Origin of the sequence: Comamonas sp. MYb396 (genome assembly GCF_037479555.1) — a bacterium.
Taxonomy (GTDB): Bacteria; Pseudomonadota; Gammaproteobacteria; order Burkholderiales; family Burkholderiaceae_C; genus Comamonas.
In genome coordinates this window covers 199,477-223,565 of sequence record NZ_JBBGYU010000005.1, presented here as the reverse complement: position 1 = coordinate 223,565, position 24,089 = coordinate 199,477, and the positions used below count along the sequence as shown (strand labels likewise).

24 protein-coding genes and 1 tRNA gene are annotated in these 24,089 nt (G+C 62.4%); 8 read left to right on the top strand and 17 right to left on the bottom strand.

Annotation, left to right across the window (positions count from 1 at the left end; translation table 11 throughout):
* Nucleotides 1–15 precede the first annotated feature (15 nt).
* Nucleotides 16–2,436 (bottom strand): DNA polymerase II, encoded by a 2,421-nt coding sequence (locus tag WH265_RS13635; protein WP_339558626.1) that lies wholly within the window; start codon nt 2,434–2,436, stop codon nt 16–18.
* Nucleotides 2,437–2,529: 93 nt separating this feature from the next.
* Here WH265_RS13635 and WH265_RS13630 point away from each other — a divergent pair, with 93 nt between their 5' ends.
* Together WH265_RS13630 and WH265_RS13625 are read left to right on the top strand one after the other, a co-directional pair.
* Nucleotides 2,530–3,417 carry a M35 family metallo-endopeptidase gene (locus tag WH265_RS13630; protein ID WP_339558625.1) on the top strand — a complete coding sequence of 296 codons (888 nt, stop codon included), beginning with the start codon at nt 2,530–2,532 and terminating at the stop codon, nt 3,415–3,417.
* A 21-nt stretch (nt 3,418–3,438) separates the two neighbouring features.
* Nucleotides 3,439–3,873 (top strand): hypothetical protein, encoded by a 435-nt coding sequence (locus WH265_RS13625; protein WP_339558624.1) that lies wholly within the window; start codon nt 3,439–3,441, stop codon nt 3,871–3,873.
* A 308-nt stretch (nt 3,874–4,181) separates the two neighbouring features.
* Here the strand turns inward: WH265_RS13625 and WH265_RS13620 are convergent.
* The 9 genes from WH265_RS13620 to thrS all read right to left on the bottom strand — a co-directional run bounded on the left by WH265_RS13620 (nt 4,182) and on the right by thrS (nt 12,443).
* A tRNA-Pro gene (locus tag WH265_RS13620) sits at nt 4,182–4,258 on the bottom strand.
* Nucleotides 4,259–4,276: 18 nt separating this feature from the next.
* On the bottom strand, nt 4,277–4,708 hold the full coding sequence (locus WH265_RS13615; protein WP_021025153.1) for a MerR family transcriptional regulator: 432 nt from the start codon (nt 4,706–4,708) through the stop codon (nt 4,277–4,279).
* A gap of 113 nt (nt 4,709–4,821) precedes the next feature.
* Entirely contained in the window at nt 4,822–5,148 is a 327-nt protein-coding gene (locus tag WH265_RS13610) for an integration host factor subunit alpha (protein ID WP_021025154.1), read from the bottom strand.
* Nucleotides 5,149–5,170: 22 nt separating this feature from the next.
* Nucleotides 5,171–7,624 (bottom strand): phenylalanine--tRNA ligase subunit beta, encoded by a 2,454-nt coding sequence (gene pheT / locus WH265_RS13605; RefSeq protein ID WP_339558623.1) that lies wholly within the window; start codon nt 7,622–7,624, stop codon nt 5,171–5,173.
* A 150-nt stretch (nt 7,625–7,774) separates the two neighbouring features.
* Nucleotides 7,775–8,830, bottom strand: a complete 1,056-nt coding sequence (pheS, locus tag WH265_RS13600; protein ID WP_021025156.1) for a phenylalanine--tRNA ligase subunit alpha — start codon at nt 8,828–8,830, stop codon at nt 7,775–7,777.
* Nucleotides 8,831–8,972: 142 nt separating this feature from the next.
* On the bottom strand, nt 8,973–9,332 hold the full coding sequence (rplT, locus tag WH265_RS13595; RefSeq protein ID WP_021025157.1) for a 50S ribosomal protein L20: 360 nt from the start codon (nt 9,330–9,332) through the stop codon (nt 8,973–8,975).
* Between the two features lie 26 nt (nt 9,333–9,358).
* A complete protein-coding gene (gene rpmI / locus WH265_RS13590; RefSeq protein WP_021025158.1) occupies nt 9,359–9,562 on the bottom strand; it encodes a 50S ribosomal protein L35 in 204 nt (67 codons plus the stop codon).
* Nucleotides 9,563–9,807: 245 nt separating this feature from the next.
* Nucleotides 9,808–10,425, bottom strand: a complete 618-nt coding sequence (gene infC / locus WH265_RS13585) for a translation initiation factor IF-3 (RefSeq protein WP_021025159.1) — start codon at nt 10,423–10,425, stop codon at nt 9,808–9,810.
* A gap of 86 nt (nt 10,426–10,511) precedes the next feature.
* A complete protein-coding gene (thrS, locus tag WH265_RS13580; RefSeq protein WP_021025160.1) occupies nt 10,512–12,443 on the bottom strand; it encodes a threonine--tRNA ligase in 1,932 nt (643 codons plus the stop codon).
* A gap of 350 nt (nt 12,444–12,793) precedes the next feature.
* Here thrS and WH265_RS13575 point away from each other — a divergent pair, with 350 nt between their 5' ends.
* On the top strand, nt 12,794–13,516 hold the full coding sequence (locus tag WH265_RS13575; protein ID WP_339520606.1) for a hypothetical protein: 723 nt from the start codon (nt 12,794–12,796) through the stop codon (nt 13,514–13,516).
* Between the two features lie 38 nt (nt 13,517–13,554).
* Here the strand turns inward: WH265_RS13575 and WH265_RS13570 are convergent, their stop codons facing one another.
* Nucleotides 13,555–14,028: an Lrp/AsnC family transcriptional regulator gene (locus WH265_RS13570; RefSeq protein ID WP_339558622.1), complete on the bottom strand. Its 474-nt coding sequence runs from the start codon at nt 14,026–14,028 to the stop codon at nt 13,555–13,557.
* A gap of 101 nt (nt 14,029–14,129) precedes the next feature.
* On the opposite strand from WH265_RS13570, the gene WH265_RS13565 reads away from it, so the two are divergent.
* A complete protein-coding gene (locus WH265_RS13565) occupies nt 14,130–15,041 on the top strand; it encodes an EamA family transporter (protein ID WP_339558621.1) in 912 nt (303 codons plus the stop codon).
* A gap of 80 nt (nt 15,042–15,121) precedes the next feature.
* Here the strand turns inward: WH265_RS13565 and WH265_RS13560 are convergent, their stop codons facing one another.
* Both WH265_RS13560 and WH265_RS13555 read right to left on the bottom strand, forming a co-directional pair.
* Nucleotides 15,122–16,423, bottom strand: a complete 1,302-nt coding sequence (locus WH265_RS13560; RefSeq protein ID WP_021025164.1) for a UDP-N-acetylglucosamine 1-carboxyvinyltransferase — start codon at nt 16,421–16,423, stop codon at nt 15,122–15,124.
* A 180-nt stretch (nt 16,424–16,603) separates the two neighbouring features.
* A complete protein-coding gene (locus WH265_RS13555; RefSeq protein WP_312989316.1) occupies nt 16,604–17,392 on the bottom strand; it encodes a MetQ/NlpA family ABC transporter substrate-binding protein in 789 nt (262 codons plus the stop codon).
* 213 nt (nt 17,393–17,605) lie between these two features.
* On the opposite strand from WH265_RS13555, the gene WH265_RS13550 reads away from it, so the two are divergent.
* Nucleotides 17,606–17,872 carry a DUF3820 family protein gene (locus WH265_RS13550; RefSeq protein ID WP_339558620.1) on the top strand — a complete coding sequence of 89 codons (267 nt, stop codon included), beginning with the start codon at nt 17,606–17,608 and terminating at the stop codon, nt 17,870–17,872.
* Nucleotides 17,873–17,927: 55 nt separating this feature from the next.
* Here the strand turns inward: WH265_RS13550 and WH265_RS13545 are convergent, their stop codons facing one another.
* Entirely contained in the window at nt 17,928–18,383 is a 456-nt protein-coding gene (locus tag WH265_RS13545) for a hypothetical protein (protein ID WP_021025167.1), read from the bottom strand.
* A 230-nt stretch (nt 18,384–18,613) separates the two neighbouring features.
* Complete coding sequence (locus tag WH265_RS13540; RefSeq protein WP_339558619.1) at nt 18,614–19,276, bottom strand: LysE/ArgO family amino acid transporter; 663 nt, start codon at nt 19,274–19,276, stop codon at nt 18,614–18,616.
* Nucleotides 19,277–19,346: 70 nt separating this feature from the next.
* Here WH265_RS13540 and WH265_RS13535 point away from each other — a divergent pair, with 70 nt between their 5' ends.
* From WH265_RS13535 to WH265_RS13525, 3 genes are all read left to right on the top strand, one after another.
* Nucleotides 19,347–20,249 (top strand): HTH-type transcriptional regulator ArgP, encoded by a 903-nt coding sequence (locus WH265_RS13535; protein ID WP_312989803.1) that lies wholly within the window; start codon nt 19,347–19,349, stop codon nt 20,247–20,249.
* A 127-nt stretch (nt 20,250–20,376) separates the two neighbouring features.
* Entirely contained in the window at nt 20,377–21,363 is a 987-nt protein-coding gene (locus WH265_RS13530; RefSeq protein ID WP_339558618.1) for an ABC transporter ATP-binding protein, read from the top strand.
* Complete coding sequence (locus tag WH265_RS13525) at nt 21,360–22,724, top strand: hypothetical protein (RefSeq protein WP_339537447.1); 1,365 nt, start codon at nt 21,360–21,362, stop codon at nt 22,722–22,724. The genes WH265_RS13530 and WH265_RS13525 overlap by 4 nt, the downstream gene beginning before the upstream one ends.
* On the opposite strand, the gene WH265_RS13520 is transcribed toward WH265_RS13525, so the two are convergent.
* Complete coding sequence (locus tag WH265_RS13520) at nt 22,721–23,464, bottom strand: LrgB family protein (protein ID WP_084635632.1); 744 nt, start codon at nt 23,462–23,464, stop codon at nt 22,721–22,723. The genes WH265_RS13525 and WH265_RS13520 overlap by 4 nt on opposite strands.
* A complete protein-coding gene (locus WH265_RS13515; protein WP_339558617.1) occupies nt 23,464–23,946 on the bottom strand; it encodes a CidA/LrgA family protein in 483 nt (160 codons plus the stop codon). The genes WH265_RS13520 and WH265_RS13515 overlap by 1 nt, the downstream gene beginning before the upstream one ends.
* Nucleotides 23,947–24,089: the final 143 nt, after the last annotated feature.

Sequence of the window (24,089 nt, the reverse complement as noted above, 5' to 3'; positions counted from 1 at the left end):
CACTGCAGCAGGCCGTTAGAACAGTTCCTGCTGCAGCGAGGTGAGGCTGTTGAAGTCCTCCCCCAGCGGCTGCAAAATCGAATCGGCAATCGGCTGCAGCTGCTTGCTCAGGTAGTGCTCGTAGTCGATCGGCGACTGGCGCACCTCCAGGGGCTCGGGCCCGCTCTTGCCCATCACATAGCGAATCCAGCCACCGCCCTGGTACTGCAGCGGGCGGCCCAGGCGCCGGTTGTAGTCATCGGCCATGCGGGCGGCGCGCACCTGCGGCGGCAGGTTGGCCACATAGGCATCGAGCCGGTGGCGCAGGCGCTTGCGGTAGACCAGCAAGTCATCCTTTTGGCCAGCCAGGGTCGCCTTCGCATAGTCGATGACAAAGTCACGGTAGGGCTCGCCTTGAAAGACCCGTGAGAGCAGCCCTTCCTGGAACTGGCGCGCCAACAGGGTCCAGTCGCTGCGCGCCATCTCCAGGCCCCGGTAGACCATGGCCTCCTTGCCCTCGGCATCCACACTCAGGCCCGCATAGCGCTTTTTGCTGCCCACATCCGAGCCCCGGATCGTGGGCATGAAGAACTTCTTGTAATGCGTGTCGAACTCGATCTCGAGAAAGCTCTCGAGGTTCTGTTCCTGGCGCAGGCCTTGCGTCCACCAGGCATTGATATCGCTGACCAGCGATGCGGCCACCGCATGGGCCTCCTGGTTGCTGTGGGCGCGCCCCAGCCAGATAAAGATCGAATCGGTATCCCCGTAGATGACCTCGTAGCCGCGCTGCTGCACCAGCGCCTTGGTGCGCTTGACCATCTCATGGCCGCGCAAGGTGATCGACGAGATCAGCGCCGGGTTGAAAAAGCGGCATTCGGTCGCGCCCAGCACCCCGGCAAACGAGTTCATCACCAGCTTGAGCGCCTGCGACAGCGGCTCGTTCTTCGTGCGCTTGGCCTCATCGCGCGCACGCCACAGCGTGGTGACGATCTCGGGCAGGCAGTGCTTGTCGCGCGAAAAGCGCGTGTCCATCGGCCCATGGATCAGCGAGGCACCATCGCTGGCATGCAGGCCTTCGGCCAGGCCCACCGGGTCGACCAGGTAGGTGCGGATGATGGACGGATAGAGGCTTTTGTAATCGAGCACCACCACCGAGTCATAAAAGCCCGGCCGCGAATCGAGCACATAGCCACCGGGCGAGGACTTGCCCCGCACATCGCCCACATTGGGCGCCACATAACCTTGGCGGTGCATGCGCGGCAGGTAGTGGTGGCTGAACGCCGCTATCGAGCCGCCAAACTGGTCCAGCTGCAGGCCGGTGGCATGCGCCCGCTCCATCGCAAATTGCAGCAGCTGGGCCTTGTCAAAAATGCGCAGCACCAGCTCGCAGTCGCGGATGTTGTAGGCCGCCAGCGCAGGCTTGTCCTCTTGGTAGCGGCGCTCAATCTCGGCCATCTTGTCGTACTCGTCGCCAATGTCCTTGCCCTCGCCCAGCAAGGCCTGGGCCACGTTCTCCAGGCTGAATGACGGAAAGCTCCACACCGCCGCCCGTAAGGCCTCGATGCCATCGATCACCGCGCGGCCTGGCATCGGCGCAAACCAGTAGTCCTGCTTGCCCGGGTGCGCGCGCCAGGCAATGGGCCGGCCCTCGCGCCCCAGCAGCAGCGGGGTCGCACAATCGTCTGCGGTCTTTTGCAGCACCCGCAGGTCAAACTGGATCACATTCCAGCCGACGATGACATCCGGGTCATGGCGCGCAAACCAGTCGTTGAGCTGCTCGATCATCGCCTTGCGGCTCGCGCAATACACCAGCCCGAAATCGCTGCTGGGTTCAGCCTGCTCTGCCTGTGCAGCGGGCGCCGGTGCGTCGGGCGCCCGCGCATCGGGTGCCGGAGCATCGCCCAGCATGAACACCACACGCTCGCCCACGCCATCGAGCGCAATCGAATACAGCTCCTGGTGCTGGCTGGTTTCGATATCGAGCGACACGACTTTGAGCGCAGGCCGGTAGGCTGGCGCGGGCAACAGCTTGCAGTCCACCACGGTGCTGCCTTGCAGTTGTCCGCCTTCAACCTGCACGCCCGCAGTGATAAAGCGCTCCATCAAATAGCGCTCATGGGGGCGCACATCGGCTTCCAAAAGCGATACATCGAGCTGCTTCAAGCCGCGTGCGAGCTTGCCCAACTGCCGGTAATGCTTGGCATAGACCCCCAGCACCGGCTCTTGCTGGAAATTTTTAAGGGCCAGCTCGCGCAGCTCCATACCGGGCATGGCCAGCAGCTGCGTCTGCACCACCACCCGGTGCCGCGCCTCGACAAACGCCACCGAGACCTGCCGCGTCAGCAGCACTTTGAGCGGCCCGGCATCGGTCGCCAGCCAGTACTCCATCTCGGTGCCCGCAGCCGTGTCCCGCCAATGGCGGGTCAGGATGAAACCATGGTGGGGGGTGGTGGGCACGGAAGGGCAGAAGAATTAGGAAAAAAGCGCCGCAGAACCTGCGATCAGGGCCGCTAGGTATTGTGCACGCGGAGAGATATCAAATGTAAACGGGTGCAAATCACCGAGCGCTCTTCGCCACTCTTATGTATCGTCTATCTCTATCAAATTTCTCACATTGATAGGAAGATTAGTTTAATGACATTATTCAGAGTACCAGGACCCATCGGCGTCAATGTTTCCAACAACTCAGCACCAGGCCCCGAGTTCTCAGCGAGCCTCGGAAATTTTCAAGCGCCAACCACGGGCTGGACTGGAGATATTTTCCCAAGCTCATTTTCCCAGACTCCCTCAGTCATGAGAAAAATGACAAAAACAACAGATCTTGTAGAGCAAATCGAAAATGATTACGCTGATATTTGCCACAACGTGAGGAGTGAAGCATTTGGCAAACTCATGATGGATTATCGTGATGAAGCTGTGGCATATATAAAGACTAGAACAGCTGAACTACATCGGTGGGACGAGCAGGCAAAGGCAAGAACGCTCACTTGGTTTAACAGCTCAGACGATGAAATTCGAGACTATTTATTACCACGGTTAGGCTCCACAATGAGGGTTTTGAAATCTCTAACCCCTGATAACTTTGACTATGACACAGGAGAGAATAGGCAGCTCTCAGGCTGTTTACCCGGACAGGGTATGTTCGAAGAAGGTGCTATTGCCTCCGTTTGCCCTATTGATACCGAGAGGCATCGAATCCTCATCAATATGAAATTCTTCACTATTCCTAAGCGGGGAGTAACTTTCGGCACCAATATCTTTACGGGGAAAGACTCGCAGCTACAGACTTTAATTCATGAGGTCACCCACTTCAATGACGTTGCCAGTTCAACCGATGATTTTTATAGTAACAAAAGCGCATTGTTTCATGCGAAGCATCCAAAGGCACGAATGAATGCAGATAGCCTAGCCGGCTATATTCTTGGAATCAATATTTAATTATTACAAGCACAAAAAATCATGAAATTTCTTAGAGCAACATTAGCTTCATTGATCTATATTTTTTCACCTCTTGCTTATTCGTGCGTCATTCCCGATTTGCAGTACTATATTAAATTCAGCCCAGACACCTCAGAGCTTGGAAAGGAAGAAGCAACAAAGATTGCAAAATGGTTCATCTACTGGAGAGAAAAAGAGGGCATTAAATATGCCATCGTCTTCTCAAACATAACCAAAGAAGACCGCGATTTCAACCAGGTTTCCAATCAAAGGGTTAAAAATATAACATCGCTTCTAACGCCTTTACTAGAAGAAAAAATGAAAATCAAATATGGCACATCAATTCGAAATTATTCAGTAGAAAAATCAAAATATGATGATCTGAACGAGATTCAAATATCGATCCAGCCTGAGTGCAAAAGGACTGGAAATTGCTGTGGCGGAAATAGCAGGTGATCTTGCAATGACACAGCCCATACGGTCAGCGCTATACCTGTGGGCGATCGTTATAGAAAGAGTTACCTCCAAAGGAGGAACGTTCATTCATCCCCCCATGTCGTTGCACACCGATAGCCGCTGCAGAACCAGTCTAGGTGAAAAGGATACTTGGCATGCTGATGCTGCGAAGCGATGGCCAGTGAAGCTGCGACCTACGCGTTAGCGGGTGCAGAAAGATAGGAAAACAGCATTGGCAACGCACTTGAAAACCTGCGCGCAACAAAAGAAAAAGGACTTAGCTCTTTCGAGCTAAGTCCTTGTCTTTTTGGTCGGAATGGCGGGATTCGAACTCGCGACCCCTTGCACCCCATGCAAGTGCGCTACCAGGCTGCGCTACATTCCGAAGACTTGAATTATATACCTAGTTTTCGGGGTCTCCGGAAAGAATGCGACGAATTTCTTGCAATTCGATCGCGGCCTGCTGCCAGCTCAGCGGTTCGGCGCTTTCAGCCATGCCGGCAGCCAGCGTATCGGCACCTTCGTCCTGCAGCGCGAACATGCTGTCGTCTTCCAGCGCATCAAGCATGGCCTGGCCGCGCGGCAGTGACTGGAGCTGGTTGCGCGCGCCGCTGATCGTAAAGCCGCGCTCATAGAGCAGCTCACGGATGCGGCGGATCATCAGCACCTCATGGTGCTGGTAGTAGCGGCGGTTGCCCCGGCGCTTGACCGGGCGCAGCTGCGTGAACTCCTGCTCCCAGTAGCGCAGCACATGCGGCTTGACGTCGCACAGCACCGATACCTCACCGATGGTGAAGTAGCGCTTGGCAGGGATGGGGGGCAGCTGTTTTTCCATGGACAAATTGTAAACAGCCGCGAAAGCGGCCGTGTTGCATATAGGCGAAAGCGGGCGACGGTTTGACCTTCAGTGCCAACGCACTGCAGGCGGCCGCGCGCCCAGGGCCTGCGTCACTCCATGTCGGCGGGGGCCTGCACCGAATCCTTGAGCTTGCCGCTGGCATGGAAGGTGACCACGCGGCGCGCCTCGATCGGCACCTCTTCGCCGGTGCGCGGATTGCGGCCGGGGCGGGCCTTTTTCATGCGCACCTGGAAATTGCCAAAGCTCGACAGCTTCACATCCTCGCCCTTGATCAAGCTCTCCGAGATCAGGTCGAAAAAGGCATCGACCATGTCCTTGGCTTCGCGCTTGTTCAGGCCGATGTTGTCAAACAGCATATCGGCCAGCTGCGCCTTGGTCAGCGCAGGTTGTTCCAGGCTCTCAACGGTGAATTCCATATAGCAATCCTCGCGTGTGGGATCAGCGCAGACGCGCACCCAGGCTTTGTGTGAGTTGTTCGACCACGGCCTGCACGGCCGCTTCGATCTCGGTGTCTTCGAGCGCGCGCTCGTCATGGCCCAGGCTCAGACGCACGGCCAGGCTCTTCTCATCCTGAGCCAGGCTGCCCGCGGCGGCCTCTTCGCCGGCCTTGAGCTTCTTGGGCCGGAACACGTCAAACAGCACGGCACTGCGCAGGATAGCACCTGCGCTGGCAGCCGTGATGGCCTGCATGATCTGGGCGTGGGTGACGGCTTCCTTGACCACGACGGCAATGTCGCGCTCGACCATCTGGTGCTTGGCCACCGGTGCGAACACCGGCACCTGGCGTGCCAGCACGGCATCGAGGGCCAGCTCGAACATCACCGGCGCCTGGGCCAGCTCCCATTCCTGGCGCCACTGGGGGTGCAGCTCGCCAACAAAGCCGATGGCCTTGCCGTCCAGCAGCACGCGGGCGCAGCGGCCAGGGTGCAGCGCGGGGTGCTCGGCCGCTTCAAACACCGGCTTGAGCGGTGCGAGCAGTGCCTCGACATCGCCCTTGACGTCGTAGAAATCGACCTTGGTCTCGCCGCGGCCCCATTGCAGCTGGTCGGCTGCGCCGTAGGCCAGGCCCGCCACGCGCATGGGCTGGTGGAAGCCCTTGACGGTGGTGTCGGACTCGGCGACCGAGTCGTCCTTGAAGAACACGCGGCCCAGCTCGAACACGCGCACGCGCTGAGCCTTGCGGTCCACATTGAACTTGAGCACCTGCAGCAACGAGCCCAGCAACGACGAGCGCATCACGCTCAGGTGACTGGCGATAGGGTTGAGCAGCTTGATGGCCTGGCTGTTGCCCGCCAGCTCCTGCTCCCACTTTTCTTCAACAAAGCTGAAGTTGATGGTCTCCTGGTAGCCCAGGCCGGCCAGTGCGTGGCGCACGGCGTAGGGGCTGCGGGAGTTCTCGGCACGCAGCTTGGGCGAGATCGGCGCCAGCGGCTTGCTGGTGGGCAGGTTCTCGTAGCCAATCATCCGCGCGATTTCTTCAACCAGGTCTTCTTCCAGGTTGATGTCGAAGCGGAAGGTAGGCGCAGTCACGCTGATCACGCCTTCTTGCGCCACGGTGGCGGGCAGACCCAGGCCGTTCAGCGCATCGAGGCACTGCTGCTGGGTCACCGGCATGCCGATGACCTTGGCCGCACGTGCCACGCGCAGCTGCACCGTCTTGGGCGCAGGCATGTTGGGCTGCTGGTCGTCCATGGCGGCCACCTGGGTCTCGGGCGTGCCGCAGATCTCCAGCACCAGCTGGGTGATGCGCTCGATGTGCTCGGTGGTGAACTGGGGGTCCACACCGCGCTCGAAGCGGTGGCCCGCGTCGGTCGAGAAGTTGAAGTGGCGCGAGCGACCGGCCACCGCCTTGGGGAACCAGAAGGCCGCTTCGATGTAGATGTTCTTGGTGTCGTCGGACACGGCGGTGGCATCGCCACCCATGATGCCGGCCAGCGACTCCAGACCGTGCGCGTCCGCGATCACGCCGACCTTGAGGAAGTCGTCGATCGTGATGGTGTTGCCGTTGAGCAGCTTGAGCGTTTCGCCCTGCTTGCCCCAGCGCACGCTCAGGCCACCGCTGATCTTGTCCAGATCGAAGATGTGGCTGGGACGGCCCAGTTCGAACATCACATAGTTGGAGATGTCGACCAGGGGGCTGACGGCGCGCTGGCCGCAACGGGCCAGGCGGTCGACCATCCACTGCGGGGTCTTGACCTGGGTGTTGACGTTGCGCACGATGCGGCCGGAGAAACGGCCGCACAGGTCGGTCGCTTCGATCTTGACGGGCAGCTTGTCTTGCGAGGCCACAGCCGCCGCCGGGAAGGACAGCGCCTTGAGCGGCGTGCCGGTCAGTGCCGACAGCTCACGCGCCACACCATAGACCGACAGGCAGTGCGCCAGATTGGGCGTGAGCTTGAGGGTGAACAAGGTGTCGTCGAGGTTCAGGTACTCGCGCACGTTCTGGCCCAGCGGCGCATCGGCGGGCAGCTCCAGCAGGCCGCCGTGGTCATCGGCAATGCCCAGCTCCTTGGCCGAGCACAGCATGCCAAAGCTTTGCACGCCGCGCAGCTTGCCGATCTTGATCTTGAAAGGCTTGCCGTCCGCACCGGGCGGCAGCTCGGCGCCCACGGTCGCGCAAGGGATGCGGATGCCCACGCGCGCATTGGGCGCGCCGCAGACAATGTTGAGCAGCTCAGGGCCGCCCACATCGACCTGGCAGACGCGCAGGCGGTCGGCCTCGGGGTGTTGCACCGCTTCCTTGATCTCACCGACAACGATGCCGGTGAAGGGGGGCGCTACGGGGTCGAGTTCTTCGACCTCGAGGCCTGCCATGGTCAAGGTATCGGCCAGCTCTTGGGTGGTCAGCGACGGGTTGCAGTATTGGCGCAACCAGGATTCAGGAAATTGCATAGTCGGACTCTTTGGCGTTCAGGCCTGCTGCGCCGTCTTGGGCAGCGGCAGGCCGGGCGTTCTTGCTTTTCAATGGGGAGCGGCTGGCAGCGCATGCTGCCCGGCGGCTGGGGATCACATTGCAGATCTGCAGCACCGCCCGCTCCGTGCTCATGACTGGAACTGCGACAGGAAGCGGATGTCGCCGTCAAAGAACAGGCGCAGGTCATTGACGCCATAACGCAGCATGGTCAGGCGGTCAGGGCCCATGCCAAAGGCAAAGCCAATGTATTTCTCGGGATCGAGCCCCATGTTGCGCACCACATTGGGGTGCACCTGGCCGGCGCCCGAGACTTCCAGCCAGCGGCCGGCCAGTGGCCCGCTTTGGAACTGGATGTCGATCTCGGCCGAGGGCTCGGTGAACGGGAAGAAGCTGGGGCGAAAGCGCAGCACCAGGTCATCCTGCTCGAAGAAGGTCTTGCAGAAGTCGGTGAACACGACCTTGAGGTCCTTGAAGCTCACGTTCTCGCCGATCCACAGGCCTTCGCACTGGTGGAACATCGGCGAGTGGGTGGCGTCCGAGTCCACGCGGTAGGTGCGGCCCGGCGCGATCACGCGGATCTCGGGCATGGTCTGGCCGGCGTCGATCAGGTTGCGGTAGCGCTTGACGTGCTGGACCGCATGGCGCACCTGCATCGGGCTGGTGTGCGTGCGCAGCAGGTTGGGCGCGTGCTGGGTGCCGCCTTCGACATAGAAGGTGTCGTGCATCGAGCGCGCAGGATGGTCTTCGGGCGTGTTGAGCGCGGTGAAGTTGAACCAGTCGGATTCGATCTCGGGGCCTTCGGCCACATCGAAGCCCATGGAGCCGAAGATGCCTTCGATGCGCTCCATCGTGATGGACACGGGGTGCAGACCACCGCTGCCGCGGCGGCGGCCGGGCAGGCTCACATCCAGCACTTCAGCCTTGAGGTGGGCTTGCAGCTCGGCATCGGCCAGCGCCTTGCGGCGTGCCGTCAAGGCCGCCTCAATCGCCTGCTTGGCCACGTTGATGGCGGCACCGCGCGATTTTTTCTCTTCGACGGAAAGCTGCGCCATGCCCTTCATGAGCTCGGTCATCTTGCCCGACTTGCCCAGAAACTGCGCCTTGGCGTTTTCCAGATCAGCGGGGGTATGGGCCTGCGCAAACAGTTGCTGCGCGCTTTCGACCAGAGAATCCAACTCGTTCATATCGACTCTTATCGACTTAGATGCCGGGCCGCCAAAAGCAGCCTGGCGATAAAAAAACAAGGGCTAGCGCCTTTTCAAGCCCTAGCCCTTGCTGTGTGTGCACCAGCAGCTACTAAATCAACAGTAACTACCGATCGTGACCTTAGGCAGCCAGCTTGGCCTTGACTTGGTCGACGATAGCTGCAAAAGCAGCCTTGTCGTGCACGGCGATATCGGCCAGCATCTTGCGGTCGATTTCAATGGCAGCCTTCTTCAGGCCGTTGGCGAACTGGCTGTAGGTCAGGCCCAGTTCACGGGAAGCGGCATTGATACGGGCGATCCACAGTTGGCGGAACACGCGCTTCTTGGTACGACGGTCACGGTAGGCGTACTGGCCTGCCTTCATTACCGCTTGCTTGGCAACGCGGAAGACGTTACCACGGCGACCGCGGAAACCCTTAGCAAGGGCCAGAACTTTTTTGTGACGGGCGCGTGCCGTTACACCACGTTTGACGCGAGGCATGTGTTTTCTCCTAGTTCGTCAGTGAATTACAGGCCCATGCCGGGCAACATTTGTGCCATGTGACCCATGTTGGTCTCATGCACAGCGGTTGCACCACGCAGATGGCGCTTGTTCTTGGTGGTCTTCTTGGTCAAGATGTGACGCTTGAAGGCTTGACCGCGCTTGACGGTGCCACCTGGACGAACGCGAAAACGCTTCTTCGCGCTGCTTTTGGTCTTCATTTTGGGCATGTGAATGCTCCTTATGTTTGTGCTCGTGAGGCGTTTCATCGCCATGATGAAACTTGTTTTGGCCCCGAGCCACTTTTGTGACAGACCTAGATTACATCTACTCTATCAATGCGCAAGGCATTGGCTGCGCCCACCCTGAGCACCAAGGCCGAAACCCCAGACCCAGGCAGTTGCTGCCCCTACCCTGCTAAAAACCGAAAGCGGCCTAAGCCGCTTGTCGGTAATCCGGTATTCTAACCGCTTCTTTAAGCTGTGGCTACTGGCGAGGAATTTCCCTCGACCGGCTTGCCAGCTGCAGCGCCACCGGGCTTCTTGCGCGCCGGAGCGATCATCATGATCATCTGGCGGCCTTCGAGCTTGGGGAACTGCTCGACCTGGATCAGGTCGGCCAGCTCGTCGCGGATGCGGTTGAGCAGGTCCATACCCAGGTTCTGGTGGGTGATTTCACGACCACGGAAGCGCAGGGTCACCTTGACCTTGTCGCCTTCGGCCAGGAAGCGGCGGATATTGCGCATCTTGACGTTGTAGTCGCCATCATCAGTACCGGGGCGGAACTTGATTTCCTTGATTTCGATGACGGTTTGCTTGGCCTTGGCCTCAGCCGCCTTCTTTTGCTCCAGATACTTGAACTTGCCGTAGTCCATCAGGCGGCAAACGGGAGGCGTGGCCGTGGCGACAATCTCCACCAGGTCAACGTCCAGCTCTCCGGCCATGCGCAGCGCTTCCATCAGCGGCACGATGCCCAGCGGTTCATTATCAGGACCGGACAGACGCACTTCTGGTGCCTGAATCTCACGATTCAGACGGTGTTTGCGTTCTTCGCGGTGGCGGCGATCACGGAATTCAGTAGCTATGGCTTTCACCCTAAAAATTTAAAAACTACGACAGCGTAGCTGCTCAAAACGCAGTCCACGCTGTCCAAAGCTTTGACGAACCAGCAAGAGGCTGTTTAGGCTTTAGCGGCAATGTCCTTGGCAATCAAGTCGACGAATGCATCGATGGACATCACACCGAGGTCTTTACCGCCCCGGGCGCGCACTGCTACGGCTCCAGCTGCCTTCTCCTTGTCGCCGGCGACAAGAATATAGGGCAGCTTTTGCAACGAATGCTCCCGTATTTTATACGTAATCTTCTCGTTGCGCAGATCGGTAACCACACGCAGCCCTTGGCTCGGCAAGGCCTTACGCAGTTTGTCGGCCACTTCCTGCACGTAGGCACCTTGCGCATCGGTGATGTTGAGCACGGCCACCTGCGTGGGCGCCAGCCAGGCGGGCAGCGCGCCGGCGTGCTGCTCGATCAGGATGCCGATGAAGCGCTCGAGCGAGCCCACGATCGCGCGGTGCAGCATGATGGGGCGGTGGCGCTCGCCGTCTTCGCCGACAAACTCGGCATCGAGGCGCTCGGGCAGGTTCGGGTCGACCTGGATGGTGCCGCACTGCCATTCACGGCCCAGCGCGTCCTTCAAGGTGTACTCGATCTTGGGGCCGTAGAACGCGCCCTCACCGGGCAGGTACTCGAACTCGCAGCCCGAGGCACGCAGGCCTTCGGCCAGCGCCGCTTCGGCCGCATCCCAGCTCTCGTCGCTGCCGATGCGCTTTTCAGGGCGGGTCGAGAGACGGTAGAGGATGTTGCTGAAGCCAAAGTCTGCATAGACCTTTTGCAGCAGCGCGGTGAACGCGGTCACCTCGGCCTGGATCTGTTCGGGCAGGCAGAAGATGTGGCCGTCATCCTGCGTGAAGGCGCGCACGCGCATGATGCCGTGCAGCGAGCCGGTGGGCTCGTTGCGGTGGCAGGCGCCAAACTCACCAAAGCGCAGCGGCAGATCGCGGTAGCTCTTGATGCCTTGCTTGTAGATAAGGATGTGGCCAGGGCAGTTCATCGGCTTGAGTGCGTACTCGCGCTTTTCCGATTCGGTCGTGAACATGTTCTCGCGGTACTTGTCCCAGTGGCCGGTCTTCTCCCACAGGGTCTTGTCCAGGATCTGCGGGCCCTTGACTTCCTGGTAGCCGTTGTCGCGGTACACCTTGCGCATGTACTGCTCGACTTCCTGCCAGATCGACCAGCCCTTGGGGTGCCAGAACACGGTGCCTGGCGAGTGCTCGTCGATGTGGAACAGGTCGAGTTCACGGCCGAGCTTGCGGTGGTCGCGCTTTTCAGCCTCTTCGAGCATCGTCAGGTACTGCTGCAGATCGTCCTTGCTGGCCCAGGCCGTGCCGTAGATGCGCTGCAGCATCTCGTTGTTGTGGTCGCCGCGCCAGTAGGCGCCCGCCACCTTCATCAGCTTGAAATGCTTGAGCTTGCCGGTGCTGGGCACGTGGGGGCCACGGCACAGGTCTTCAAACGCGCCTTCGCGGTACAGGCTCACATCTTCATTGCTGGGGATGGAGGCAATGATCTCGGCCTTGTAGTTCTCGCCCAGACCCTTGAAGTAGGCCACGGCTTCGTCACGCGGCAGCACGCGGCGCACCACGGGCTCGTCCTTGTTGGCCAGCTCGGTCATGCGCTTTTCGATCGCCACCAGGTCTTCGGGCGTGAAGGGGCGCTTGTAGGCGAAGTCGTAGTAGAAACCGTTGTCGATCACCGGACCGATGGTGACCTGGGCTTCCGGGAACAGCTCCTTGACGGCGTAGGCCAGCAAGTGGGCGGTGGAGTGGCGGATCACTTCCAGGCCATCGGCGTCCTTGGCCGTCACGATGGACAGCGGCATGTCGCGGTCGATGACAAAGCTGGTGTCCACCACCTTGGCGTTGTCGCCCAGACCTACCTTGCCAGCCAGCGCGGCCTTGGCCAGGCCAGCGCCAATCGATGCCGCGACCTCGGCCACCGACACGGGGCCCGGGTAGTCGCGCTTGGAGCCATCGGGAAGCGTAATTTGAACCATGAGAAATCCTAAATAATCGTGAGCTTTTGCCAAGCCGCGCTGCCAGAAAAGCAAAAAGCGCGGAGCTTGTCCGCGCTTTGGTGTGAGGAGACGAAATCGTCGTACAGGCGCGAACCACCGGCCTTACTGGCCAGTCAAACCCCAAGTGGTTGTAGTTCGCGGTGTCATAACCGATGTTGCCTTTCTCGCTCTTACCAGTGGATGGAATCTAAAACGACTGTCATTTTCCCACATTCTGATGCAATCTGCTGGTCTTCCCGCAATCCGGGCGCCAACGGGCTTGCCATAATCAAAACGATAGCAGACCTTGACGATTAGATATGCCCTATCGCTACGCCCGATCTGTTGGAATGTCCGCCTGCCTGGCTGCGTTATTGCTGCAAGGGGGCTGCTCCAGCACCCCGCCCACCCGCGGCAAAGTCCCCGAACGCGATATGCAGGCCCAGGAGTGGGGCCAGTCCGATGTGAACCGCATGGCCACCTTGAGCATGCGCGCCAACCTGCAAAGCCTGTATGTGCTGATGGACAAGCTCTACCGCCGCAATCCGCAAGAGTGGCGCAAGGGCGGTTTTGACAACCGCGAAGCGGCGATGAAGGCCGTGCGCGAGGCGATCGAAAACCAGCAACCCTGGCCCGAACTGTTGGATCAACGCGACATTGCCGGCATGAGCATGGCATTGGCGCCCGAATTTGCCGGCGACCGGGTGGCCGCCTTCACCTGGGCCACGGCCGACATGCTGATCACCGCCTACGGCGGCCGCACCACCTTCTACCTGATCCATGGGCTCGATGCCCAGGCGGTCTACAACGCCTCGCGCAACCTGGAGATTGCCAACTGGATGCTTACCCACCGCAAGCTGGGCAATGGCCAGACCATGCTGCTGAGCAACGAGCTCAATGCCAGCGAGCGCAACCTGAGCTTTGAGCGCGAATTTGGCAAGATGATTGCCCGCAATGACCTGATGGCCGATGTCGTGTCCGAGAAATACCGGCGCGCGGTGATTGGCTATGTGCAGGGGCTGGCCGGCGGCAGCTTGCTGCAGTTCCTGCCGGTGCAGGCAGTGGCGCATTAACGCGCCCTCCTCACCCGCCCCTTTCCAGAACCACTCGCTTATCGCACAGGCAGCGGCAGATGCAGGCTGCGCTTGAGCGTGGCCAGCGCAATCGAGGTGTTGAAGCGCTGGATATTCTGGTCGCCGTCAAACAGCCGCTGGGTGATCGCCTGGTACTCCTGCATGTCGCGAGCGGTCACCACCAGCAGGTAGTCCGTCTGGCCGGTGACGGCATAGCACTGCTGCACCGCCGTCTCCGCCGCCACCCGGGCGCGAAAGCCCTGGGTCAGCGCATCGAGCTCATTGACCAGCTGCACCTCGATAAAGATCGTCAGCGGCCGGCCCACGGCCTCGGGGCTGAGCTGCGCGGTATTGGCCGCAATCACGCCGCTTTCTTGCAGGCGGCGGATGCGGCGCTGCACGGCCGCCGGTGACAGGTTCACCTGCTCGGCCACCTCGCGCTGGGGGCGCAGGTTGTCGCGCTGCAGGATGGCCAAAATGGCCAGGTCGAAGGGATCGAGTTCAGCGTTCATCGCAAGGGCCTGGAGGAGGAGTGCGCAGCAAGAGTGAAACTTGCATTTGGCACCGATTTTTCGAGCAATTTACTTCGCCCAGCTGCAATATTATCTCGGCCATGCAAGATTTTCTCTGGCAGCGGCTGCTGCCCTCCTTGGCCGTATTGGGCTCGGTCAGCGCGCTGTGCCTGGGCACCAGCTTTGCCAAACACCTGTTCCCCGTTGTCGGCGCCCAGGGCACCACCGCGTTGCGCGTGGGCTTTTCGGCATTGCTGCTGCTGCTCATCTGGCGCCCCTGGCGCTTTGGGCCTAGCAAGGCCCACCTGGGGCAGATTGCGATCTTTGGCGTGGTGCTGGGGCTGATGAACCTGCTGTTCTACATGGCCATCAAGCGCCTGCCCTTTGGCGTGACGGTGGCCATCGAGTTTGTCGGCCCGCTGTCAGTGGCGGTATGGACCTCGCGCCGGCTGCTCGATCTGGTCTGGCTGGGCCTGGCGGCACTGGGCCTGTTTTTGCTGCTGGTGCTGCCGATGTTTGGCGTGCAGACTGCCGCACTCGACCCGGTGGGCCTGTGCTATGCCATCCTGGCCTCGGCCTGCTGGGCCGGCTACATCGTGCTGGGCAAGCGCGCGGGTCACATGCATGGCGGCATGGTGGTGTCGCTGGCGCTGCTGACTGCGGCCATCGTGGTGGTGCCCTTTGGCATTGCCGAGGCCGGCGCCAAGCTGCTGCAGCCCTCGATCCTGCTCTATGGCCTGGCAGTGGCCGCTGTCTCCAGCGCCATTCCCTACACCTTGGAGATGTTTGCACTCAAGCGCCTGAGCTCGGGCGCGTTTTCCACCATGCTCGCCACCGAGCCGGCCATTGCCGCCATCGCCGGCATGCTGGTGCTGGGCGAGCTGCTGACCGCGACCCAGTGGTCGGCCATTGGGCTGATCATGTTTGCAGCGATGGGCAGCGCGCTGACGGCCAAGCCCTCTGCCCCGCCGCAGGCGGCAGCGCCCAAGACCGAAGGCCAGGCCGTCGCCTGAGCACACACCCACCCGCCCATGAAAAAAGCGCTTGCCGACAATGCGGCAGGCGCTTTTTTCATGGGTGCGTGGCAGAGCGCTTAGTTCTCACCCGCCCACTCCACCTTGGCGCCCAGGCTTTGCAGGTTCTCGACAAAGCGGGGGTGTGCGCGCTTGATCGGCGCGGCATTGCGGATCTCGGAGCGCCCTTCGATGCTGGCGGCCACCATGAACAAGGCAATGGCCACGCGGATGATGTAGGGGCTCTCCACCACGGCGGGGCTGAGCGGATTGCCGCCCAGCGTGACGATGCGGTGCGGGTCGGACGAGAACACATGGGCACCGAACTTGGACAGCTCACCGGTCCAGCCCAAAGCGCCGTCATAGACCTTGTTCCAGAACATCGCATTGCCTTCGGCGCGCACGCCCAGCGCGATGAAGATCGGCAGCAGATCGACCGGGAAGTACGGCCAGGGCGCGGCCTCGACCTTGGTCAGCACATTGCGGGTAAAAGGCGTCTCGACCTTGAGCGGGCCCTTGCGGATGGCGCGCGACCAGCCGTCCTTGTGCTCGATCTGCACGCCAAACTTGGCAAAGGTGCGGTCGATCAGCGGGAAGTTGTCGGGTGTGCGGTTGCGCACCTGCACATCGCCGCCGGTGATCGCGCCCAGCGCCAGGAAGGTGGTGATCTCGTGGAAGTCTTCCTCGAAATGGAACTCGCCGCCGCCCAGCTGCTCGACGCCATGCACCGTCAGGCGCGAGGTGCCAATGCCCTCGATCCTGGCGCCCAGCATCACCATAAAGCGGCAGAACTCCTGCACATGCGGCTCGCAGGCGGCATTGGTCAGCACCGAGCTGCCCTTGGCCGTGGCTGCGCACAGCACAAAGTTTTCGGTGGTGGTGACCGAGGCATAGTCCAGCCAGTGCTGGGTGGCCTGCAGCGGGCCATCGCAGCGCACGATGAGCGAGCCCTCGCCATGCTCGACCCGGCCGCCAAAGCGGCGGAACACCTCGATGTGCGGATCGATCTCGCGCACGCCCAGGGTGCAGCCCTTGACGTTGTCCTCCAGCCGCGCCACGCCAAAACGGGCCAGCAGCGGCGGCACCAGCATGATGGACGAGCGCATTTCCTCGGGCAAGTGGTGCTTGCAGGCATCAAAATGCGTGTCGCGGTGGTGCAGTTGGAGCACGCCGCTGGCGTAGTCCATCTGCACGCTGGAGCCGAGCTTGCCGAAGATGTCCAGGATCTTGCGCACATCGGTGATGTCCGGCACGCCATGGAGCACCAGGGGCTGGGCCGTCAACAACGTCGCGCACAGCACAGGCAAAACGGCATTCTTGTTGGACGAGGGAATGATGCGGCCCTGCAAAGGGGTGCCGCCGTGCACGATGAGTTTGGACATGGATGGGGGGAGGTCGCGAATTCTGGAGTGGCCCGTGGCAGTGTGCGCTATCCGGGCCGACCCTGCATGGTACAGCGTCCAAAACAACAAAAGGCACTCGGTTGGAGTGCCTTTTGTAAATACCCGTCAACAAAATGTGCGGGATGCTGCTATGCCCTGCCAGGGCAGCTTGCTTGCCTATCAGAACGCGGGAACCACGGCGCCCTTGTACTTTTCCAGGATGAATTTCTTCACATCGTCGCCATGCAGCGCGCGGGTCAGCTTGGCAATCGCCTCGTCATTGGCGCGGTCCGCGCGGGCAGCAATGATGTTGGTGTAGGGCGAATCAGAACCTTCGATGAACAGCGCGTCCTTGGTCGGGTTGAGCTTGGCTTCGATCGCGTAGTTGGTGTTGATCAGGGCCAGATCGACATCACCCAGCGCGCGCGGCAGCAGCGGCGCTTCGAGTTCCTTGAACTTGAGCTTCTTGGGGTTCTTGGCGATGTCCAGCGGGGTGGAGGTCAGCTTGGAGGCGTCCTTGAGCTCAATCAGGCCGTGCTTTTGCAGCAGCAGCAAGGCGCGGCCGCCGTTGGACGGGTCATTGGGGATGGCCACGGTGGCGCCGTCCTTCAGGTCCTTGATGTTCTTGATCTTGCTGGAGTAGGCGCCAAAGGGCTCCACATGCACCTTGCCATTGGGCACTTGCACCAGCGAGCTCTTGCGGTCCTTGTTGTAGCTGTCCAGGTAGGGCTGGTGCTGGAAGAAGTTGGCATCGAGCTGCTTGTCTTCCACCGCAGCATTGGGCTGGATGTAGTCGCTGAACTCGCGCACTTGCAGATCCACACCCTCGGCCTTGAGCTTGGGCTTGATGAAATTGAGGATTTCGGCATGTGGCACCGGCGAGGCCGCCACTTTCAGCACCACATCGGCAGCGTGGGCAGACACGGCCAGGGCCGCGATGGCAAGAACGGAAAGCGTTTTTTTGAACATGGTGTTTTGAACAGATGAGAAAGACCAGCCCGGGCAACACATGGATTTTTTCTTGATGGGACTGAACCAAGATGGTGCAAGTCTAGCCTTGATTGGCATATCGATCAAAGAATATAAAGAGATTTGGTTATAAAGAAATTGATCTTTATGGCCAAAAGCGACAGTCCGGGCAGCCGCCGGCCGCCGGGCGCCGGCCGCGCTATGCTCTGGGCCATGTCTAGCCCGTTTGACCCCGAGCAACTGCTGCGCCTGCTCAGCACCCCCATGCCTTTTGGCAAGTACCAGGGCCGCGCCATTGCGGACCTGCCAGGCAATTACCTCAACTGGTTTGCGCGTGAAGGCTTTCCCAAAGGCGATCTGGGCCGGCTGCTGGCACTGATGCACGAGATCGACCACAACGGCCTGGGCGAGTTGCTGCGCCCTCTGCGCGCCAGCCTGCAGGCGAGCGGGCAGGCCGTTGGGCAACCGCCGCGAAAATGAAAAAACCCGCAGGCTGCCAGCAGCTGCGGGTAGGTTCAGGTTGTTAAGACGCGTATTACTTGACGGCAGAGCGGGCTGCGTCGGCCTTGGCCTTGGCGTCATCGGCCTGCTTTTGCAGCGCAGCGGCTTCGGCTTCTGCCTTCTTGGCTTCGGCTTCCTTGGCTGCGGCTTCTTCCTTGCCCTTGTCACCGCCCATGGCGCCTGCCATCGCACTGCCGGCCATCGTGCCAGCGACGGCGCCCACGGCGGCTGCGCCCATGGTGCCCATCATGCCGGAGCCGCCTGCGGCAGGGGCCGCTGCAGCAGGGGCAGCAGCAGCTGCTGGAGCGGCCGCAGGTGCAGCGGCTGCTGGCGTCGCAGGCTTGGCTGCAGGCGCTGGAGCCGCCTTTTGCGTGGCTGCGGGGCGCTTGACACCGCCACCCATGCGCTTGGCGTGGGCCAGGCCTGGCAGAACCAGACCGGCAATGGTCAAAGCAAGAACGGATGCAGAGGTGCGAAAAGAGGGGTTCACTACGAAATTTCCAAATAAAAGGCCGGGGCCACAGGCCGGTTGCCTGCTTGCCTACCCTGGGTACATGAGGGGAAACGCTGCAAATTCAAGTGCTTGGCAGCACGGCTTGCAGCGGTATGGCTCGGCTTTGGTTATTCGTTATGCGTAGCGCGCAGCTACAAATATTGTAGAGCAAGCGCTGGGCCCAGCGCCCTGTGCAAGACCTTGGGCGCCGCCAGCTATCGCCTGGCTCAGGCGGCCGCGATGCTGCCGAGCCCGCTGTACACCCACCAGGCCAGCGCCAGCATCATCACACCGGTAAAGCCATCCATCACGCGCCAGGCCTGGGGCTTGGCAAACAGCGTTTGCAGGCGCCGGCCGGCGCTGGCCAGCATCACAAACCAGGCCAGGCTGGCACTGGCGGCACCCAGCACAAAGATCCATTTGAGGCTGCCGTCCTGGCGTGCACCGATCGAGCCCACCAGCACCACGGTGTCCAGGTAGACATGGGGGTTGAACAAGGTGATGACGACCAGCGCGCCCAGCACACGCCACAGTCCGCGCCGGGCCGCCGTGGCGGGCGAACCGTCCGCGTCGGCAGCGGGTGCTGCGCCAGCGGGCATCGCGGCGCGCCACAGCGCCATCAGGCCGTAGGCCAGCAAAAACAGTGCGCCGCCCAAGGTCAGGTAGTAGGCCAGGGTGGGCGAATCCCCCAGCACCTGGGCCATGCCGGCCACGCCGATGCCGATCAGCAGCGCATCGCTGAACACGCACCAGGCGACGCAGGCGCGCACATGCTCGCCACTCACGGCCTGGCGCAGTACATACAGGTTTTGCGCGCCGATCGAGACGATCAAGGAAAGGCAGACCGTGAAACCGGCCAGCCAGGTAGAAGTCATGCTTGTTGTCCACATGGTGGCTATTGTGCGGCGCACCAACAAATAAGTAAAATTAAACAATCTTAGTCAAATGAAGCAAAACTAAATGCTGGACTACCTGGGACTGGCCGCGCTGGCGGCCGTGGTGCGCGAGGGCAGCTTCGAGCGCGCCGCCAAGAAACTCCATGTCACCCCGTCGGCGGTGTCGCAGCGCATCAAGCAGCTCGAAGAGCGCAGCGGCCAGGTGCTGGTGCAGCGCGGCAATCCCTGCACCGGCACCGAAGCCGGCCTGCGCCTGTGCCTGCACCTGGAGCAGGTGGCCTTGCTGGAAAACGCCCTGCGCCGCAGCAACCCCGACCTGCTGCCCGACGCGCCGGTCGCGCCGACGATCAAGCTGGCCGTCAATGCCGACTCGCTCTCGACCTGGTTCATGGATGCGATGGCCGAGTTCACCGCCAGCGGCAACGAGCTGCTGGACCTGCGCATCGACGACCAGGACCACACCGCCCAGGCGCTGCGCGAGGGGGCCGTGCTGGGCGCGGTGACCGGCACCAGTGGCCAGATCCCCGGCTGCAACAGCTGGCCGCTGGGCACGATGCGCTATGTGGCAGCGGCCAGCCCCGGCTTTATGGCGCGCTACTTTGCAGACGGGGTGAGCACCCAGACCTTGGCCCAGGCGCCCATCATGACCTTTGACCGCAAGGACCGGCTGCAGGACCAGTGGCTGCAAGCCCAGGGCCTGGCCTCCCGAGGCGGCGGGCCCCGGCATTTTCTGCCATCCAACCAGGGCTATGTGCGGGCCTGCGAGATCGGCATGGGCTGGGGCATGCACCCCACGGTGCTGATTGCCGAGCAGCTCGCGCGCGGCAGCCTGGTGCCGCTGGTGCCCGGCACCTCGCTGGATGTGCCGCTGTACTGGGCGCTGCCGCGCAGTGCGCAGACCAGCCTGGCCCGGTTGACGGACTGCGTCATGCGCGCGGCCAGCCGCGTGCTCGCGCCCGCCGCATGAGCGGCATGGATTGTCAGCACAGCGCAGGCCTGTGCGCCTATGATGCGAGCAGCTGCAGCGCCAGACCACCAGCCTGGGCGCTGCCGCAGAGGGAGGACTCCATGGTTTTCATTAGAAAGAGCACAGCATGATTGAGGTGCAGGATCTCATCGTCGACTACCCCGGCCACCGCGCGCTGCATGGTGTCAGCCTGCAGATCGAGGCGGGCACCGTCACCGCCTTGGTGGGCCCCAATGGCGCGGGCAAATCCACCTTGCTGCGCTGCATTACCGGGCTGGAAGCGCCGCTCAGCGGCAGCACCCGGGTGGCGGGCATCGATGTGCAGCAAGCGCCCCGCCGCGCCCACCAGTGCATGGGCTATCTGTCGGATTTCTTCGGGCTCTACGAGACCCTGAGCGTGGCCCAGTGCCTGCAGTACGCCGCCGAAAGCCAGGGCCTGAGCCGCAAGGCAGCCACCTTGCGCGTGCATGCGGTGGCCGAGCAATTGGCGCTGACGGCCAAGCTGGGCCATGCCACGCGCAATCTCTCGCGCGGCCAGCGCCAGCGCGTGGCCATTGGCCAGGCCATCATCCATGAGCCCCAGGTGCTGCTGCTCGATGAGCCGGCCAGCGGGCTGGATCCGGAAGCGCGCAGCAGCCTCTCGGGCCTGTTCCGCCAGCTGCAGGCCCAGGGCATGACCCTGGTCGTCTCCAGCCACATCCTGAGCGAGCTCGACGAGTACTGCAGCCATATCCTGTCAATCCGCGAAGGCCGCATCACCAGCCACGGGCCCTTGAATGCGGTCGCCGGTGCGGGCGGCAGCGGCGCCCTGCCCTCCGAGCTGGTGATGCAGCTGGAGCTGGCAGCGCCGCTCGCCCAGCCCGAGCTGACGCTGGCCGGCTACCGCCTGGTGGATATGCGTGCGGGTCGAGAGGGCAGCGCCAGCCACATTCTGTGGATTGGCATGCCCGCGCAGGACAGCGCGGCCCGCGTGCAACTGCTGCAGCAGCTCGTGGCCCATGGCGCGCAGGTGCTGGGCTACCAGGAGGCGCGCACCAGCCTGCAGGAGCGCTACCAGCAAAGCCTGGAGGCGCCCGTTGATCCCCAAGCGCTGTTTGCCAAGGAGTGGCCATGAATCCGGAATTTCGCCGCCAGCTCAGCCTGGAGCTGAGCCCTGCGCGCCTGGTGCTGATGCCTGCCATCTTGCTGATGCTGGCGATCTGCGTGTTTGTCATCGAGGGCAAGCAGCCGCTGGTTTATTTGCACAAGGGCGCGATGACGCTGGTGGGCCTGCTGGCCGCCTGCGTGGGCACCTTCACCGCACTGTCCAGCATCAATGACGAGCTGAACGAACGCACCTGGGACCAGCAGCGCATGAGCGCCATGGGCCCCTGGCGCATGGCCTGGGGCAAGCTGCTGGGCGGCCCCAGCTACGCCTGGTATGGCGCGCTGCTGTGCAGCGCAGCGGCCCTGCTGTGCGGCTTCTGGCTGGGCGAGCTGGCCGAGACCGTGCTGGTGCTCGTCCTCACCATCGTGGGCGCCTGCGCGCTGCACTGCGCGATGATGGCCAGCCGCCTCTACAGCATGGACCCCAACAAACCGGCCACCAGCCGCAACGTCTGGGTGCTGGTGGTGCTGGTGTTCCTGCTGCTGCAACTCGTCAGCAGCCTGGTGGTGGGGCTCGACAGCCTGCTGGGCGGTGATGGTGGCGGCGCCTGGTGGGGCCTGCACCTGGGCTCGGGCGCGCTGCTGCTGATTTTTGCCGCCGCCAGCCTGCTGCTGGGCCTGCTGGCGCTGTGGCGGGCGATGTCGATGCAGCTGTCGGTGCCCACCACGCCCTGGGCCTGGGCGCTGGGCAATGCGGCGGGCTGCCTGCTGCTCGTGGGCCTGGTGCCCAGCGGCACCGGCCGGGCGCTCACCGGCATGCTGCTGCTGGCGCTGGTGACCTACTACGCCGCTGCGCTGGAGAGCCAGGTGGCGCAGCGCTGGCGCGCCCTGATCTATAGCGCGCAGCACGGCCAGTGGCGGCGCTTTTGGCAGAACATGCCGCTGTGGCCGATCAGCTGGTGCATGGCCTTTGCGGTGCTGCTGCCAGCCTACCTGTTGTGGAATGCCGACCCGCTGTCCAACCGCGCCCAGTTGGGCCCGCTGGCCTTCATGGTGCTGCTGCATGTGCTGCGCGACTGCGGCATCTACCTGGTGTTCTCGCTGCGCAAAAGCAGCCGCTCGCCGCTGGGCATGACCTTGCTGGTGGTCTTTGTGCTCAGCGCCCTGTTGCCGGCGATGTTCTGGTCGCTGGGGCTGGCGCCGCTGTTCGAGCCACTGTTTGGCGCCTTTGACCCGCGCCTGTCGTCCAACTTCCAGCATGCGCCGGCGCTGGGCTGGCTCGCCTGGGTGGGCATGCTGCTGCAGCTGGCGGTGCTGGCCCTCATCCTGGTCTGGCGCTTCAAGGCCATCACACCCCAGGCGGGCGGCAAGGACCTGTTTGCGCTCTAGCCAAACACCCAGGCGCCAATCCAGGGTGCCGCCAGCACATTGAGCGCGCCGGCAATCATCATCACCAGCGAGGCGGCCACGCCTTGCTGGGGGCCGGCCATCTGCGCCTTGGCCACGCCCGAGCCATGGGCCGAGCCGCCCAGCATCGCCCCCGCCGCCACCCGGCTGCGCAGCCGGGGCAGCAGGCGCAGCACCAGGCCACCAATCAGCATGCCGGTCACCCCGGTGAGCAGCACAAACAAGGCCGCCAGGTCCAGCGGGCCACCGATGGCCCGCTCGGCCTCCACCGCAAAGGGCGTGGTCACCGAACGCATCGCTAGCCCTTTTTGCAGCAAGGGCGACAGGCCCAGCCAGCGCGCCAGCCAGACCGACGTCAGGATGGACACCGTGCTGGCCACCAGCACGCCGGCAACGATGGACATCCAGTGCTTGCGCACCATCTGGCGGTAGTCATACAGCGGCAGCGCAAAGGCAACCGTCGTCGGCCCCAGCAGCCACACCAGCCAGTGGGTATGGGTGCGGTAGTCCTCGTAGCCAATGCCCAGCAGCAGCAGTGCGGCGACCAGCACCACAGGCGTGCCGATGATGGGCATCAGCACCGTATGCGGATAGCGCCGGTACAGCCGCTTGTTGAGGTAGTAGCACAGCAGGGTCAGCAGCAGCGACAGCAGCGCTGCGCTGCCATGGCTCAGCGGCCACAGCGGCAACCACGAGGTAGGGGGGACAGGCGCCGCAGTCATCACGCCACCTCCGCTGCCGCCTTGGCGCCGCGCTGCTGGCTGCGCTTGCGCTGGGCCAGGCGCAGCTCCAGCCGGTAGACCGCATCGACCGCCAACGCGGTGGCCACCATCACGCAGGCCGTGCTCAGCACAATCACCAGCACAATGCGCAGGCCCTGGCTGCGCACCAGTTCGCCATAGTTGACGACCACCAGCATCGCGGGAATGAAGAACAGCAGCATGTCCGACAGCAGCCAGTGCGTGCCCTGCGCCAGCCAGCGGCCGGGCACGGCCCGGCTGAACAGCCCCAGCGCCAAGGCGGCAAAGCCGATCAGGCCGGCCGGTATGCGCCAGCCCATATGGCTGCGCAGAGCCTCAGCTGCCAGCCAGATGGCGCACAGCAGTGCCACTTGCCAGGCGGTGCGCGCCGCCTGGCGGGCAGGCTTGGGCAGCTGCATGCGCGCGGGTCTGCCCTCGCCCGCCGCCCTCTTGTCGCTTGTCATGGAATCCTCGGTCTGGCCCGGAGGCCAGCTGGCAGTGGCCGCGGTGCGGCCCCTTGCCTCACCATGCTGCACTGCACAAACGGATTGTAAAAATGGCGGATCTATTCGTAAAATGACTTATTCTTATAAATTCAATTCCAAAT